Below are 16,547 nucleotides of genomic sequence, written 5' to 3'. Positions count from 1 at the left end.
ATCAGCTCATATCACTTCTGTTTTTCCAGCTGGTGGTATTTGCCGTCCTTGTCCCACTGGTAAACCACGTAGTCGGAGACTTTCAGGTCGCCCTTGCTGTCCCAGGTCTTCTCGCCCATGACGGTTTTGACCGGGTGTGCTTTCAGCCATTTGGCAGCGTCTTCACCCTTGTTGGATTTGGCACCGTTGAAAGCTGCAGCGAGGGTCTGGACCGAAGCATAGGCATACAGGGTGTAGCCTTCAGGCTCGGTGCCTTTTTTGCGGAAATCGTCCACCACTGTCTTGCTGTCTGGCAGCAGGCGAGGGTCGGCGCCGAAGGTCATCAGCACGCCATCGACGTATTGCGGACCGCCAGCGGTGGTTACCAGTTCGTCGGTCACGATGCCGTCGTCGGACATGAATTTCACGTCCTTGAGGCCTTCGGTACGCAGCTGTTTAACCAGTGGACCGGCTTCCGGGTGCAAGCCGCCGAAGTAGACCACGTCGGCACCGGCCGCACGGATCTTGGTGACCACGGCGCTGAAGTCTTTCTCGCCACGGGTCAGGCCTTCATACAGCACCGGCGTTACGCCGCGCTTGACCAGTTGAGCCTTGGTGGCGTCTGCCAGGCCTTGGCCGTAGGTGTCCTTGTCGTGCAGTACGGCAACTTTCTTGCCCTTGAGCACGTCGACGATGTAGTCGCCGGCGACAATGCCTTGCTGGTCGTCACGCCCGCACATACGGAACATGGCGCTCAGGCCGCGTTCGGTCACTTGTGGGTTGGTAGAGCCCGGGGTGATTGCGATGATGCCCGCTTCGTCGTAGATCTCGGAGGCCGGGATGGTCGACGAGGAGCAGAAGTGACCGACCACGCCGGCAACTTTCTGGTTGGTCAGGTCCTTGGCGACCGTCACAGCCTGTTTCGGTTCGCAGGCGTCATCGCCCTTCACCAGTACGATTTTTTCCCCGTTGACGCCGCCCGCCGCGTTCACTGCGTCGGCTGCAGCCTGTGCACCCTTCATGTACTGCTCGCCAAATGCCGCGTTGGCACCTGTCATCGGACCCGCCACACCGATTTTCACATCAGCCTGTGCAAACGCAGAAACACCCAAAGCAGTTGCCACTGCGAGGGCCAGAAAGCCTTTCTTGTAAAACGTCTGGGACATGAGGTGGTGCTCCAAGGTTTTTTTTTAGTTGGCACTGCGACTTCACTGAATGCTCAGAGCAAGGGCCGTGCCATCGGTTTTTTATTCTGAGAAAAGTCGCTGCTTTATTGTTTTTTCGACTGTTTCGATCCCATTTTCATTGGGCGTGCAACCGTCTAAACCGCGGAAGGTGAAACCTTTTATTTTTAACGGCGCAACCCACGCGCGCCATCATTGCAACCGCGGCGCCAAACGACGTGCAACCAGCCTGTAACAACCAGCGTCACCGAAGTGCACACTGCTGGTGCGGTACTGCTACAACCCGCACCTTTTACAGGCTAGTCGCTGCGCGAAAAAGCGCCGCTTCAAGCAACAAATTTCAACAATCAAATAACGATCCGCAAGCACTGGCCTGCGTGATACAGCGAGAACCCGGCTTCGTACAAACAGCTGCGCAACCCCACCCCCGCAAGCGGCTGCATGGGGGCGAAGGGAATCGGCAGCGCCTGAGGATTTCCGTTACACAGATAGTCGGCAAATGCCTTGCCGACCACCGTCCCCGTCGTCACACCCCGACCGTTATAGCCAGTGACTGCCACTAAACCGGGCGCCGGTTCGAACAAACGCATCAAGTGGTCAGGGGTAAATGCAATGCAACCGGTCCAGGTGCACTCCCACTCCACAGGTTTGAGGTACGGAAAGTAGTGCTGCTGAACCCTGTCGGCCCAGGCCTTGAGGAACCAGGTCGGCTTCTGGTTGCCATTGCCCAGGCTACCCAGCAACAATCGCCCGTCCTTGTCGCGACGGATACTGCTGAGGACCTGCCGAGTGTCCCAGGAACCCTGGCCGCCGGGCAGAATCTGCTGTGCAGCCTCTTCGGTCAGCGGGACCGAGGCCACTTGGTAGTAATAACCGGGGAAGAAATTGCGTCGAAGTTCGGTCCAGTCGCCCTCGGTGTAGGCGTTGGAAGCGATGACCACTTGTTCGGCAAGCACCGAACCCTGAGCAGTTTGCACCGACCAGCGCTGACCCTGACGTTCGAGCCGGGTGACCGCAGAATGATCGAACAGCTGACCGCCGAGACTGATGGCCGCTTTGGCCAGTCCGGTCGTATACGCCATCGGGTTGATCGTGCCCGCACGCCGATCAAGCAGCGCCGCAGCAATCTTTTTGGTCCCCGTCGCTTGCTCACACGCTTGCCCGGTCAACAGTTCGACCGGGGCGCCACGACGTTTCCATTGTTGTTCACGACTGCGCAGATCGGCTTCGCCACGGGCGTTATGCGCCATGTGCAGCGTGCCTTCACGGCGTAACTGGCAATCGATGTTGTATTTGTCGACCAGGCTGAACACCAGGGAAGGTGCCGCCCCCAGCATGCGGTTGAGCTGACTGCCGACCGCTTCGCCGAAGCCGGCTTCGATCTCGTCCGGTGGAATCCACATACCGGCGTTGACCAGCCCGACATTGCGTCCCGAACCGCCATGACCGGCGCGATGGGCTTCCAGCACACACACCGTCTTGCCTTGCTCCAGCAGATGCACCGCCGCCGACAGACCGGTGAAACCGGCGCCGATGACGCAGACATCGACTTTGACTTCGCCCTTGAGCGCCGCATTTTCAGGCCTTTGCGGCGTCAGTTTTTCCCACAGACACTCTTCGCGTAACCGCATTGCCAGACTCCGACAGAAACCTAACTAACACACACTTCCCAGTGTGGGAGCGGGCTTGCTCGCGAAGCGGTGTGTCAGACAACATTAATGTCGACTGACAGATTGCATTCGCGAGCAAGCCCGCTCCCACAGGGGATCACCGCTTGACTCAATACTTAGTCGAACGTAATGCCCTGAGCCAACGGCAACTCCAGCGAGTAGTTCACGGTATTGGTCTGGCGACGCATGTAGCCGCGCCATGCGTCGGAGCCCGATTCACGACCACCGCCGGTTTCTTTCTCGCCACCAAACGCGCCACCGATTTCCGCGCCGCTCGGGCCGATGTTGACGTTGGCGATGCCGCAGTCGCTGCCGACCGCCGACATGAACTGCTCGGCTTCACGCACGTCGGTGGTGAAGATGCACGAGGACAGGCCTTGCGGTACGGCGTTGTTCAGGCGCAGGGCTTCGTCGAAATCCTTGTAGCCGATCACGTACAGAATCGGTGCGAACGTTTCGTGGCAGACCACATCGCTCTGTTCCGGCATTTCAACGATGGCCGGCGCGACGTAGTAAGCGTTCGGGAATTTATCTTCCAGCTGGCGTTTGCCGCCGAACACTCGGCCGCCTTCGCTCAAGGCCTGCTCCAGCGCGTCCTGCATGTTTTCGAAACTGTTTTTGTCGATCAGCGGGCCGATCAGGTTGCCTTCCAACGGATGGCCGATGCGCACTTTGGAGTACGCAGCTTTCAGGCGGGTAACAATTTCTTCCTTCACCGACTCGTGAGCGATCAGGCGACGCAGCGTGGTGCAGCGTTGACCGGCGGTGCCGACGGCGCTGAACAGGATGGCGCGAACGGCCATGTCCAGGTCGGCGCTTGGGCCGAGGATCATCGCGTTGTTGCCACCCAGTTCCAGGATGCTGCGGGCGAAACGTGCGGCGATTTTCGGCGCCACTTCACGGCCCATGCGGGTGCTGCCGGTGGCGCTGATCAGCGCGACACGCGGGTCATCGACCAGTGCTTCGCCGGCATCGCGACCGCCGATGATCACTTGGCTCAAGTGTGGCGGGGCGTCGCTGAAGTTCTTCAGTACGCGGTCGAACAGTGCCTGGCAGGCCAGCGCGGTCAACGGGGTTTTCTCGGACGGCTTCCAGATCACCGGGTTGCCGCACACCAGCGCCAGCGTGGTGTTCCAGGCCCAGACGGCGACCGGGAAGTTGAAGGCGCTGATCACGCCGACGACGCCCAGCGGGTGCCAGGTTTCGCGCATGTGGTGGCCCGGACGCTCGGAGGCGATGGTCAAACCGTACAACTGACGGGACAGACCGACCGCGAAGTCGCAGATGTCGATCATTTCCTGAACTTCGCCCAGGCCTTCCTGAGTGATCTTGCCGGCTTCCCAGGACACCAGCTCGCCGAGGTCGGCCTTGTATTCACGCAGGATATCGCCCAGTTGACGCACCAGTTCGCCACGGCGCGGGGCCGGGACCTTGCGCCACAATTCGAACGCATGATCTGCACGACTGATGTGCTGCTCGACTTCGGCAGCGCCTTCCCAGTTCACGGCGGCGATCTGGCTGCCATCGATCGGCGAATGCACCGGCACTTTGCCGTTCTGGTACAGGGCCGGGTTCACACCAAGACGATCAAGCAATGCGGCAACCATGGGTCACTCCTCAAGCAAAAAACAGAAAACGTGCAGCCGTAATTTCACGACTGATCAGACCTGTAGTTTTAGCTCGCCCGAGGTTACCCAACAAACGACCTTTAAGAGAGATATCATTCCGTTTATTCATGCTTTGAATTGCTGGTAGTAAAAGAAACAAGAAAAAGGACCGTCCATGCTGAATAAACGCTACCTGCCGTCGATCACTGCCCTCCAGTGTTTCGAGGCCGTCACCCGGCATTTGAGCTTCACCCGGGCCGCCGAAGAGCTGAACCTGACCCAAAGCGCTGTCAGCAAGCAGGTGGCGCAACTTGAAGAGCTGCTGCAACACCTGCTCTTCCGCCGGGTCCGTCGACGCCTGCAAATGACGCCCGCCGGTGATTTGTACCTGGTGGAAGTGCGAAAAATCCTCACCCAGGTCGAGATGTCGACCCATTACCTGCGTTCCTACGGCGGCGAAACCGAAGTCTTGCGGGTCTCGACGCCGCCGACCTTCGGCGCGCGCTGGCTGGTGCCGCGCTTGAAAGGCTGGCGCCTGCGTCATCCTTCGATCCATCTGGACCTGTGCAGCGAACAGGAAGCCGACGACTTGCTGCAAGGTCGCAGCGACCTGGCGTTCTATTTCGGCCAGGGCTCACGCCCCGGCACCGAATGCCTGAAGCTCTTCGGCGAAGAGCTGGTGCCGGTTTGCGCACCGGGCAGCATGCCGGACACGCCGTTCACCGATCCCACGCAGCTCACTGACCTGGTCCTGCTGCAAAACGCCTCCCGGCCCCAGGCCTGGCACGACTGGTTCGACAGTCAGGGCTACCACACCGAACACAGCTACCACGGCCCGCGCTTCGAAACCTTCTACATGTGCATCCGCGCCGCGCAAGTCGGCTGCGGCGTCGCGCTGTTGCCGAGGTTTCTGGTGGAAGAGGAATTGGCCGACGGCAAACTGGTCATACCGTGGCAGCACGCAATGCCCAGCACCGATGCCTATTACCTGGCGTATCCGGAGCATTCGGCGGAAGTGCCCAAGGTTCGGGACTTTGTGAAGTGGATGCTGGAGCAGATTGACAACCCGGATACCCCGCAGATTTAGCGTCGCCTCACCCCCTGTGGGAGCGGGCTTGCTCGCGAAAGCGGTGTGTCAGGCAACGTTGATGTCGACTGGAACTCCCTCTTCGCGAGCAAGCCCGCTCCCACAGGGATCTGCTATAGCCAAAAAAATCGCTGGCAATCACCACTGCCGATATGCGCCACTAGCCCCATTCATTGAAGCAGCTGAAACGTCGTGGCCACGGGCCACGGCCCGCCTGGAGAACCCCCGTTATGAGCGAGAGCGTGTTTGGCGATCGCATCGTGCAGAACCTGCTCGACACCGACTTCTACAAACTGACGATGATGCAGGCGGTGCTGCACAACTACCCGAACGTAGACGTCGAATGGGAGTTCCGTTGCCGTAACAGTGAGGATTTGCGTCCCTACCTGGCCGAAATCCGCTTCCAGATTGAACGTCTGGCCGATTTGAGCCTGAGCCCCGATCAATTGAGCTTCATGGAGCGAATCAGCTTCATGAAACCGGATTTTTTGCGCTTTCTCGGGCTATTTCGCTTCAACCTGCGCTACGTCCACACCGGCATTGAAAACGGCGAGCTGTTCATCCGGCTACGCGGGCCGTGGTTGCATGTGATCCTGTTCGAAGTGCCGCTGCTGGCGATCGTCAGCGAAGTGCGCAACCGCTATCGCTACCCGCAAGTGACGATGGAACAGGTGCGCGAGCAGCTTTATCGCAAGTTCGACTGGCTGACTGCCAACGCCAGCAGTGACGAATTATCCGAACTTCAGGTCGCCGATTTCGGCACACGCCGACGCTTTTCGTTCCGTGTGCAGGAAGAAGTGGTGAACGTGCTCAAGCACGATTTCCCCGGGCGTTTCGTCGGCACCAGCAACGTGCACCTGGCACGAGAGCTGGACATGAAGCCGCTGGGCACGATGGCCCACGAGTGGATCATGGCGCACCAGCAACTCGGGCCACGGCTGATCGACAGCCAGATTGCCGCCCTCGATTGCTGGGTGCGCGAGTATCGGGGGCTGCTGGGGATCGCCCTGACCGACTGCATCACCATGGATGCCTTCCTCAACGACTTCGACCTGTTCTTTGCCAAGCTCTTCGACGGCCTGCGCCATGACTCTGGGGATCCGGTGATCTGGGCAGAAAAGGCGATCGCCCACTATCAAAAGCTCGGCATCGACCCGATGAGCAAGACCCTGACGTTCTCCGACAGTCTGACGCTGCAAAAGTCGCTGGAAATATTTCGGGCGCTGCGTGGTCGGATCAATGTCAGCTTTGGTATCGGGACTAACCTGACGTGTGACATTCCGGGTGTTGAACCGATGAGCATCGTGCTTAAAATGGCCGCCTGCAACGATCAGCCCGTGGCCAAGATTTCCGATGAGCCGGGCAAGACTCACTGCAAAGACCCGAATTTCGTCGCCTACTTGCGACATGTTTTCCAAGTACCTGCCGCCCTTTCCAGCGCATCCAGTCTATCTAGCAAGGAGTGAATTCATGCAAGCCGTACAGCGTGAGATTGCTGAGCAGCTCAAGGTTCAACCACCGTTCGCCGACCATGCCGCCCTCGAGGCGGAAATCGCCCGGCGCATTCGTTTCATTCAGGATTGCCTGGTCAACTCCGGGCTCAAGACGCTGGTGCTGGGCATCAGCGGCGGTGTCGATTCGCTGACCGCCGGCCTGCTGGCCCAGCGCGCCATGCGCGAATTACGCGAGACAACCGGTGATAAAAGTTACAAATTCATCGCCGTACGCTTGCCGTACGAGACTCAGTTCGATGAACACGACGCTCAGGCTTCGGTGGACTTCATCGCCCCGGACGAACGTCACACGGTGAACATTGGCCCGGCAGTCAAATCCCTGGCCAATGAAGTCGCGGCGTTTGAAGGCAAACACGCCGTCTCCGTGGACTTCGTGCTCGGCAACACCAAGGCGCGGATGCGCATGGTCGCTCAATACACCATCGCCGGTGCGGCCCACGGGCTGGTCATTGGTACCGACCACGCGGCGGAAGCCGTGATGGGGTTCTTCACCAAATTCGGTGACGGTGCCTGCGACCTCGCACCACTCAGTGGCTTGGTGAAAAACCAGGTCCGTGCGATCGCCCGCCAATTCGGCGCCCCCGAGTCGCTGGTGGAAAAAGTCCCGACGGCCGACCTTGAAGACTTGTCGCCAGGCAAACCGGATGAAGCGTCCCATGGCGTGACGTATGCCGAGATCGATGCGTTCCTGCACGGTCAGCCCGTACGTGAGGAAGCGTTCAAGATTATTTGCGACACGTACAAGAAGACTCATCACAAGCGAGTGATGCCGTTCGCACCCTAAACGCCAAGCTCCTACAGGGATGAGCCAGGCACAAAAAAAGCGTCCCAAGCGGACGCTTTTTTTATGCGCTCAATTCGATTACTTCAGGGTGACAGTGCCTTTCATCATCGAGATGTGGCCTGGGAACGAGCAGAAGAAACCATAGGTTTCGCCAGCAGCCAGTTTCGATACGTCGAAGGTCACTGAATCCGTCTCGCCGGCACCAATGACTTTGGTGTGAGCGATGATGCGCGCATCACCTTCTTTCAAGTAGTTCTTGTCGATACCTGCGGACAGGCCGTCGGTAGCAATCGGTTGCATATCAGCTGTTTTGCTCAGCACCCAGTTATGGCCCATGACGTTTTTCGGCAGGCTGCCCGAGTGCTTCAGGTCCACGGTGAACGTCTTGCAACTCTTGTCGATGCTGATCTCCTTGGTGTCATAGGACATCTGATCAGTCGAGTCGACAGTGACCTTGCATTCAGCAGCCATCAATTGACTGCTGGCCAGTGTCAGCAGGGATACCGCAACAAGTTTGGCAAACATGGTGAATCTCCAAGGCAGGGTTAACAGAAGTGCTGATGGACAGAAGACTGCCTGAAAACTTCGCAAGTTCCTATGACCTGAATCAAAAATTGTATACAACTTTCGGGCTATGACACCTATCGAAACAATCTACCAGCCAGACGTCTAGGTCGGCCCTATCATCAGGTCGTCATCTCTCACCCGGAGCGTCAGTCATGTCCATCAACAGCTTTTTGTGCAGTTTGCTCGCCGCCTACGCCTGTGGCGCCAGCGGCACCTTTGAAACACCTGAACGCGAAGTTTAGCCCTTGGATCGCCGCTTGCCTGCCATTACTCTGTGGCCATCCTGACCATGGAGTAAGGCATGTCTTTAGCGTCCGTTTGTGTATTTTGCGGTGCCAGCACCGGCACCCACCCGGCTTATCGTGAAGCGGCTGTCGCCCTCGGGCAGGCATTGGCCGCGCGCAAGCTGACCCTGGTCTATGGCGGCGGCGCCGTCGGGCTGATGGGGATCGTCGCCGATGCTGCGCTGGCAGCCGGCGGTGAAGTCATCGGCATCATTCCGCAAAGTCTCAAGGACAAGGAAATCGGCCACAGCGGCCTGACCCGTCTTGAAGTGGTCGACGGCATGCATGCACGCAAGGCGCGGATGGCCGAGCTCAGTGACGCGTTTATCGCGCTGCCCGGCGGCCTCGGCACCCTGGAAGAACTGTTCGAAGTCTGGACCTGGGGCCAACTCGGTTACCACGGCAAACCGCTCGGCCTGCTGGAAGTGAACGGTTTCTACAGCAAATTGACGGGTTTTCTTGATCATATCGTCGGTGAAGGCTTCGTTCGCGAACCACACCGTGACATGCTGCAAGTGAGCGAATCGCCGCAAACCCTGCTCGACGCACTGGATGCCTGGCAACCCTCGGTACCGCCAAAATGGGCCGAGCAAAAACCCAGCTAACGGCTCGGTGCCGATACAGGGCAGAATATGCGCCGCTCAACCTCACCTTCGACCCCAGAGGATCGCCCATGGCTAAACCTAATTATTCCTTCGCCAAACGTCAGAGAGACTTGGCCAAGGAGCAGAAGAAAGAGGAAAAGCTTCAGCGCAAGAAAGCTACAGCTGAAGAAGAAGCAGCAGCACTGAACCCGGATGCAGAAGGCGAAGTGGCTACAGACGAAACTGAAGCACCGAAAGATCAGGCGCCCGACGCCTGAGACCCTCAGGGCCCGATGATCTGATCAGGCCCACCGGATCTGTGTCCAGGGTCAGCAGTCACTTTGCTGACCCTCACAGTCCCCTCTGAAATACCCCTTCTCAAGAATTGCACATTCCCTTGTGGGAGCGGGCTTGCTCGCGAAAGCGGCGGCACATCCGACATCTATGTGACTGTGTGATCGCTTTCGCGAGCAAGCCCGCTCCCACATTTGATTTCTGTTACTCCAGTGGCATCACGGTGACGCGCACTTCCGGGTCATGATTCCCGCCACCCAGAATCACCCCACGCAGTGGCGAAACATCGGAAAAATCCCGCCCCCAGGCCAGGGTGATGTGTTCCAGTGCCGGCTGCACGTTGTTGGTCGGATCGAAATCCACCCAGCCCAGCACCGGACAAAACACCGAAACCCAGGCATGCGACGCGTCAGCGCCGATCAGTCGCGGCTGGCCCGGCGGTGGCTGGGTCAGCAGGTAACCGCTGATGTAACGCGCCGCCAACCCACGGGAGCGCACACACGCGAGCATCAGGTGAGCGAAGTCCTGGCAAACCCCGCGCCGACGCTCCAGCACTTCCACCAGCGGTGTCGCCACTTGAGTGGCTTCGGCGTCGAAGGTGAATTCGCTGAAGATTTTTTCCATCAATGCCTGGACGCCCAACAACAAGGGCTGACCCACCGGGAAGCAACTTTCCGAGAATTCGACAAAGTTGCTTTTCAAATGCACGTAGGGCGACTCGAACCGGAAACGGCACGCTTCCAGCAACTCAGGCGAAAGTGGCTGGCTGCTATAGCTCAATGCGTTGCGGGTTTCTTCCCATGCCGGGGATTGATTGAAATCCAGCGTCGGCCGGGCCAATATCTCGACCGTGAGACTCGCGTTGACCAGCAATTCATCGTGCGGCCTCTCGAATGCCAACCGGGTCAGCGGATTGCCGAACACATCCAGCTCATCGCGGCGCGAGGTCGGGTCGGGGCTGATCTGCAGCTGCCGCTCGGTACAGCGTTGCCAGGCACAGGCGCGCGGCCACAGGTGCGCGAGTTGCTGCGCCAGGGATACCGGGCTGTCGTAGTGATAATGGGTGTCGTGGAAAATCTGGTAATGGGCGCTCATCAGACGGACACCGTGCGCTGGCTGACATCATCGACGTGGGCGAAATGGCGCAACGCCAGGCGATCCGACACCTGCCCGCTGGCATCGGCGATCTGTTGCAGCAAATCGGCCAGCCCCTCGATGGCGGCGCGAACGCTGGCTTCGCCGAACAACGAGTTCTCCAGGCAGCCCAAGTCGAACTGCGCCAACCGTTCGACCATTTGCGGCAGCCCGGCTTCGCGCGGCACGCCAAAGTCATCGTTCAAACGCTTGAGCGTGCGGGTCACCAGTTTCAACTGGAACAGCACCGCGTGCGGGTTTTGCTCATCGAGCAGCAACAGGTCGAGCACCGGAATCAACTGGGCCACGGCCAGGTACCGCGAGCGGTAAGTGATGCTGCTGTTGCCCAGCTCCAGCAGCCATTCCAGACCGGCCTGATCAAACGCGCCGGCTCCGCGCAGAAACGCCGCCAGGCTGCCACTGAGAAACTGCAGTCGCTCGATCCGCCGGCCGATCATCAAAAAGCGCCAGCCTTCGTCTCGCGTCATGTCATCCAGGGCGAAACCGGACAATGCCGCGAGAGACATCACCAGGCGGTTGAGGAAATCCAGCAACTCGCCGAAATCCGGCTCCTCGGTTTCCAGCTCCACGGCCTCACGCTGCAACTCCACCAATGCCTGCCAGTTTTCCCGCGAGAGCTTGCCCCGCACCTGGGATGCCGCCCATTGCAAGCGCTGCAAGTTGGAACGCAGGCTGAACGGCCAGTCGTCGCCGAGCAACGCGGCCAATAACCGCTCGGGCAATGTGCCTTCGTCCGGCAACAGGTTCAGGCGCTCGCCGAGATCGACTGCCGCTTCCAGCGCCTGCGGGTCGTCTCCATCGACATAGCGTGCAAGCATGATCCGCAGCAGTCGGGCGCTGTCATCACAACGCTCGCAATAGCGGCCAAACCAGAACAGGTTTTCCACCACCCGCGACGGCAGATAGGGATCACGCCGCACCAGATCATGCACGCCGATCGTGCGCTGGGTTTTCCATTGTTCGCCGCTCGGCGGACGATCCCCCAGCACCCACGTGTCCTTGCTTGCGCCACCGCGTTGCATCGACACCACTTCGGCGTCTGCCTCTGCAGCAACCCGAGTCAAACCACCCGGCAATACCCGGTAGCCGTCGCGGCTGGCCACCGCATACATGCGCATGCCGATGGCACGTGGTTGCAGCTGACCATCCTCGGCCTGCCAGATAGGCGCCTGAGACAATTGCGCCAATTCTTGCGCGACATAGGCATAAGGCCGCGCCTGCATGCGCTCTGCCAACGCCTCGCGCTGTTTTTCACTCAAATCCCGGCCAAATACCGGAGCAAAGCTTTGCGACGGAAAGGCCGGTTTGATCAGCAACTCGGGCAGTTTTTCCAAGGCCTGAGCCAGCACTGGCGCTTCACCACACCACCACGTCGCGATGGACGGCAGGATCAGCTCTTCGCCGAACAGGAACTGATTGATCCGCGGCAAAAAGCCCAGCAATCCCGGCGATTCCAGCACGCCGCTGCCGAGGGCATTGGCCACCAGCACGCGCCCCTGTCGCACCGCTTCAAGCAGACCCGGCACGCCAAGCGCCGAGTCGGTGCGCAGCTCCAGCGGATCGCAAAAATCATCGTCAAGGCGACGCATGATCGCGTGGACGCGACGCAAGCCACTGAGGGTTTTCAGGTAGACCGTGGCATCGCGCACCGTGAGGTCGCCACCCTCAACCAGCGGATAACCGAGCTGACGCGCCAAATAGAGATGTTCGAAATAGCTTTCGTTGAACCGCCCCGGCGTCAGCAGCACAATCAGCGGCGCCTCATCATCACTTGGCGCCTGGCGGGCAAGGGTTTCCTGAAGCGTGCGGAAGAACCCGGCCAGATGCTGCACCTTCAAATCGCGATACAACTCGGGAAACGCCCGGGACACGATGGTGCGGTTTTCCAACGCATAACCGGCACCGGATGGCGCTTGAGTGCGATCTGCCGTGACCCACCAGCGGCCATCAGGCGTGCGCGCCAGATCCACGGCGTACAGATGCAGAAAGGTCCCGTCGGGCGGCGCAATGCCCTGGCAAGGCCAGAGGAAGTTGTTGTGGCCGAAGACCAGTTCCGCCGGCAGCAGACCTTCGGCGATCAGCCGTTGCGGCCCATAGAGGTCCGCCAGCACAGCATTGAGCAAACGTGCACGCTGGGCGATCCCGGCCGATAACCGTGCCCATTCATCAGCGGCAATCACATGCGGCAGCAGGTCAAGTTCCCACGGGCGGTCAGCGCCCTTGGGGTCGGCGTAGACGTTGTAGGTCACGCCGTTTTCCTGGATCTGCCGGGTCAACAGCGCCTGACGCTGCACCAATTGCATTGGCGTGCTGCGTTGCAATTGGTCGAACAGACGACGCCAGTGCGGGCGTACGCCACCGCTGTCGTCGAGCAGTTCGTGATAAGTGCCCGCCGTCAGCGGGTAGCGGTCAAGCAGGTCAGGCATGGAAAGCTCGGCAGACAGCAAAGAACGGTCAGACTAACGCAGGCTCATGACACCCGGATAGACGAAAGATCCGGGCGTCGCGTACGGTTTAGAAACGTCGTAAATCGAGCGTCATAGGCAACTCGTCGTTTATTTCCAGGATCGGTACAGGCAGTTTCCCAGGCGTGTGCCCGATACGGAAAAACCGCGCCATCCGCCGGCTTTCGGCCTCATTGGCGTTCACCGGCAGGCTGTCGTAGTTGCGTCCGCCTGGATGGGCGACGTGGTACTGGCAGCCACCCAGCGAACGTTGCATCCAGGTGTCGAGCAGGTCGAACACCAACGGTGCGTGAACCGGGATGGTGGGTTGCAGGCAGTTGGCCGGTTGCCACGCGCGGAAACGCACGCCGGCAACAAATTCGCCAACCCGCCCGGTAGGCTGCAAGGGCACCGGGACGCCATTGCAGGTCAGCATGTAACGCTGCGGCGCGAGACCTGTGAGCTTGACCTGCAAGCGTTCCAGCGACGAATCGACGTAGCGCACCGTGCCGCCGACCGCGCCCTCCTCGCCCAGCACATGCCAAGGCTCCAGCGCCTGGCGCACTTCAAGCTCGATGCCACTGACCGCGTAATCGCCGACCTTGGGAAAGCGAAACTCCAGATGCGCCGCAAACCATTCCGCCCGCACCGGATAACCGGCGGCATTGAGATCAACGATCACATCAGCGAAGTCCTGCTCGATAAAGTGTGGCAACAGGAACCGGTCATGCAGCTCGGTGCCCCAGCGCGCCAGCTTCGGCGGCGCATAAGGCTCACGCCAGAACCGCGCGACCAGCGCCCGCAGCAATAACTGCTGAGCCAGACTCATGCGCGCATGCGGCGGCATTTCAAATGCTCGCAATTCAAGCAATCCAAGCCGCCCCGTCGCGCCATCCGGCGAATAGAGTTTGTCGATGCAGAACTCGGCGCGGTGCGTATTGCCGGTCACGTCGATCAGCAAGTTGCGCAACAACCGGTCGACCAGCCACGGCGCACACGCCTCGCCCGGTTCGGGCATCTGGGCGAAGGCGATTTCCAACTCGTACAACGCATCGTTGCGCGCTTCATCGACACGCGGCGCCTGGGACGTCGGGCCGATGAACAATCCGGAAAACAGGTAAGACAGCGACGGATGGTTATGCCAATAGCTGATGAGGCTGCGCAGCAGATCCGGACGGCGCAGAAACGGTGAGTCCGCCGGCGTTGCGCCACCCAGCACGAAATGGTTACCGCCGCCGGTGCCGGTGTGTCGCCCGTCGATCATGAATTTCTCGGTGGTCAATCGGGTCTGGCGCGCCTCTTCGTACAGAAATTCGGTGCGCTCGACCAACTCGTCCCACGTGGCGGACGGCTGCACGTTGACCTCGATCACGCCCGGATCGGGGGTAATGCGGAAGTTGCTCAGGCGCGGATCGCTCGGCGGTTCATAGCCTTCCAGCAATACCGGGCAATGCAGTTCTTGAGCCGTGGCCTCGATGGCTGTGACCAGTTCCAGATAGTCTTCGACCCGTTCCAGAGGCGGCATGAACAAGTACAACCGCCCTTCCCGGGCCTCGGCGCAGAACGCGGTGCGGGTGAGCCAATCAGCGGACTCATCGACCTTCGGCGTCCGCTCAACCGCGTCGGCCGGCACGCCCGGGCTGTTCAGCTGCATCGTGTCTGGCAGTGCCGAAAATTCCTGGTTCGGATCGGCAGGATGGATGAACGGATACTCCGCCGCCTTCACCCAAGGCTGCGAGCCCAGCGGCAAGCGGTAGCCCAGCGGCGAGTCCCCCGGCACCAGCCGGCAATGTTCGTCGCGCAGATACCAGCGACCGCTTTGCCACTGATCACCTTTGGCGGTCCGTGCCAGCGGCAAGACCTGCCCAATGACTTTATCCAGGCCCTGGCCGAACACTTTGCGCAGGCGCGCACGCTCCAACGGTTCTTCCAGACGTGAGTCTTCGGCGCTGACGTTCAGCGGCAAAGTGCCTTCGCGCCACAAGTAATAGAAATTGTCTTCGTAGGCCGGAAACACAAAGCGTGTCGGAATTTTCAGGCGTTCGGCGACACTCGCCAGAAAACGCCCGGCCAGTTCGCCATCGGCGCCATAGTCTTCCTGCTCATCGGCGATCAAGGCGCTGTTGTGCCAGATCGGCACGCCATCGCGGCGCCAGTAGCAATTCAGTGACCAGCGCGGCAATTGTTCGCCGGGGTACCACTTGCCCTGACCGAAATGCACCAGGCCTTGGGGCGCGTAATGCTTGCGCATGCGCTGGAACAGCTCGGCGGACAGGCGTCGCTTGTCCGGCCCTAGCGCGGCGGTGTTCCATTCGGCACCGTCCGGGTCATCGATGGACACGAAAGTCGGCTCGCCGCCCATGGTCAGGCGCACATCGCCTTCGAGCAGGTCGGCATCAATCTGCCGGCCCAGGGCCTGGATCGCCAGCCACTGCTCTTCGGTGTAGGGCTTTGTGACCCGCGGCGCTTCCCAGATCCGCTCCACGGACATTTCGTGGGTGAACTCACATTCGCACGGCTCCACCAAGCCACTGATCGGTGCCGCAGAGCCCGGATCGGGACTGCACGCCAACGGAATGTGTCCTTCCCCGGCAAACAGCCCTGAGGTCGCGTCCAGGCCGATCCAGCCAGCACCGGGCAAATACACCTCGCACCAGGCGTGCAGGTCAGTGAAATCCACTTCGGTGCCAGAGGGGCCGTCGAGGCTTTTGACGTCGGCGGTCAGCTGGATCAGGTAACCGGAAACGAATCGAGCCGCCAGGCCGAGATTTCGCAGCAGTTGCACCAGCAACCACGCCGAGTCGCGGCACGAGCCAGAGGCGTGTTCGAGGGTGTGTTCCGGCGTCTGCACGCCCGGTTCCATGCGGATCAGGTAGCCGATGTCTTCGCTCAAACGCTGGTTGAGCGCCACGAGGAAATCCACGCTGGGCAGCGGCGTGCGGTCGATGCCGTCCAGATAGGCCTTGAACTTCGGCGTCAGGGGCAAGGTTTCCAGATAGGGCGCCAGTTCCTTGCGCTCATCCGCGGCGTAAGCGAAAGGGATCTTTTCCGCGTAGGGCTCGAGGAAGAAGTCGAAGGGGTTGAACACCGCCATCTCCGCCAGCAGATCGACTTCGATCCGCAGCTCGGAGGTTTTTTCCGGGAACACCAATCGCGCCAGGTAATTGCCCTGGGGGTCCTGCTGCCAGTTGATGAAGTGCTGCTCGGGCGAAACTTTCAGCGCATAGGAGAGAATCCGCGTGCGACTGTGGGCGGCCGGGCGCAGGCGAACGATCTGCGGACCGAGCTCGACGGCGCGGTCGTAGCGGTAATGCGTGACGTGGTGCAATGCGACATGAATCGACACGGCGTGCCTCCTGCGAGCCTTAAGCGTATTGGAAAGCGCGCAAGACTT

General features: G+C 60.2%; 12 protein-coding genes. 5 read left to right on the top strand and 7 right to left on the bottom strand.

Features of this window, described 5'->3' with window-relative positions:
- Window positions 1–11: 11 nt before the first annotated feature.
- The 3 genes from K5K95_RS11630 to K5K95_RS11620 all read right to left on the bottom strand — a co-directional run bounded on the left by K5K95_RS11630 (window position 12) and on the right by K5K95_RS11620 (window position 4,440).
- Entirely contained in the window at window positions 12–1,145 is a 1,134-nt protein-coding gene (locus tag K5K95_RS11630) for a branched-chain amino acid ABC transporter substrate-binding protein (RefSeq protein ID WP_208670311.1), read from the bottom strand.
- Between the two features lie 365 nt (window positions 1,146–1,510).
- Complete coding sequence (locus tag K5K95_RS11625) at window positions 1,511–2,794, bottom strand: NAD(P)/FAD-dependent oxidoreductase (RefSeq protein WP_222589551.1); 1,284 nt, start codon at window positions 2,792–2,794, stop codon at window positions 1,511–1,513.
- A gap of 155 nt (window positions 2,795–2,949) precedes the next feature.
- Window positions 2,950–4,440 carry an aldehyde dehydrogenase family protein gene (locus K5K95_RS11620; RefSeq protein ID WP_208670312.1) on the bottom strand — a complete coding sequence of 497 codons (1,491 nt, stop codon included), beginning with the start codon at window positions 4,438–4,440 and terminating at the stop codon, window positions 2,950–2,952.
- A 175-nt stretch (window positions 4,441–4,615) separates the two neighbouring features.
- On the opposite strand from K5K95_RS11620, the gene K5K95_RS11615 reads away from it, so the two are divergent.
- The 3 genes from K5K95_RS11615 to nadE all read left to right on the top strand — a co-directional run bounded on the left by K5K95_RS11615 (window position 4,616) and on the right by nadE (window position 7,825).
- Window positions 4,616–5,527 carry a LysR family transcriptional regulator gene (locus K5K95_RS11615; protein ID WP_222589550.1) on the top strand — a complete coding sequence of 304 codons (912 nt, stop codon included), beginning with the start codon at window positions 4,616–4,618 and terminating at the stop codon, window positions 5,525–5,527.
- A gap of 230 nt (window positions 5,528–5,757) precedes the next feature.
- Entirely contained in the window at window positions 5,758–6,993 is a 1,236-nt protein-coding gene (gene pncB / locus K5K95_RS11610; RefSeq protein WP_222589549.1) for a nicotinate phosphoribosyltransferase, read from the top strand.
- A 4-nt stretch (window positions 6,994–6,997) separates the two neighbouring features.
- Window positions 6,998–7,825 (top strand): ammonia-dependent NAD(+) synthetase, encoded by an 828-nt coding sequence (gene nadE, locus K5K95_RS11605; RefSeq protein WP_222589548.1) that lies wholly within the window; start codon window positions 6,998–7,000, stop codon window positions 7,823–7,825.
- 78 nt (window positions 7,826–7,903) lie between these two features.
- On the opposite strand, the gene azu is transcribed toward nadE, so the two are convergent.
- Window positions 7,904–8,350, bottom strand: a complete 447-nt coding sequence (azu, locus tag K5K95_RS11600) for an azurin (protein ID WP_222589547.1) — start codon at window positions 8,348–8,350, stop codon at window positions 7,904–7,906.
- A 343-nt stretch (window positions 8,351–8,693) separates the two neighbouring features.
- Here azu and K5K95_RS11595 point away from each other — a divergent pair, with 343 nt between their 5' ends.
- Both K5K95_RS11595 and K5K95_RS11590 read left to right on the top strand, forming a co-directional pair.
- A complete protein-coding gene (locus tag K5K95_RS11595) occupies window positions 8,694–9,281 on the top strand; it encodes a TIGR00730 family Rossman fold protein (RefSeq protein ID WP_222589546.1) in 588 nt (195 codons plus the stop codon).
- 68 nt (window positions 9,282–9,349) lie between these two features.
- Window positions 9,350–9,538, top strand: a complete 189-nt coding sequence (locus tag K5K95_RS11590; RefSeq protein WP_007947526.1) for a hypothetical protein — start codon at window positions 9,350–9,352, stop codon at window positions 9,536–9,538.
- Between the two features lie 220 nt (window positions 9,539–9,758).
- On the opposite strand, the gene K5K95_RS11585 is transcribed toward K5K95_RS11590, so the two are convergent.
- From K5K95_RS11585 to K5K95_RS11575, 3 genes are all read right to left on the bottom strand, one after another.
- Window positions 9,759–10,649: a transglutaminase N-terminal domain-containing protein gene (locus tag K5K95_RS11585; RefSeq protein WP_222589545.1), complete on the bottom strand. Its 891-nt coding sequence runs from the start codon at window positions 10,647–10,649 to the stop codon at window positions 9,759–9,761.
- Window positions 10,649–13,135, bottom strand: coding sequence for a circularly permuted type 2 ATP-grasp protein (locus tag K5K95_RS11580; RefSeq protein WP_222589544.1), 2,487 nt, complete (start codon window positions 13,133–13,135; stop codon window positions 10,649–10,651). The genes K5K95_RS11585 and K5K95_RS11580 overlap by 1 nt, the downstream gene beginning before the upstream one ends.
- An 88-nt stretch (window positions 13,136–13,223) precedes the next feature.
- Window positions 13,224–16,499, bottom strand: a complete 3,276-nt coding sequence (locus tag K5K95_RS11575) for a DUF2126 domain-containing protein (protein WP_222589543.1) — start codon at window positions 16,497–16,499, stop codon at window positions 13,224–13,226.
- Window positions 16,500–16,547: the final 48 nt, after the last annotated feature.

It is taken from the genome of Pseudomonas sp. DR48 (assembly GCF_019823085.1).
Taxonomy (GTDB): domain Bacteria; phylum Pseudomonadota; class Gammaproteobacteria; order Pseudomonadales; family Pseudomonadaceae; genus Aquipseudomonas.
This window is presented reverse-complemented; position numbering and strand designations above follow the sequence as displayed.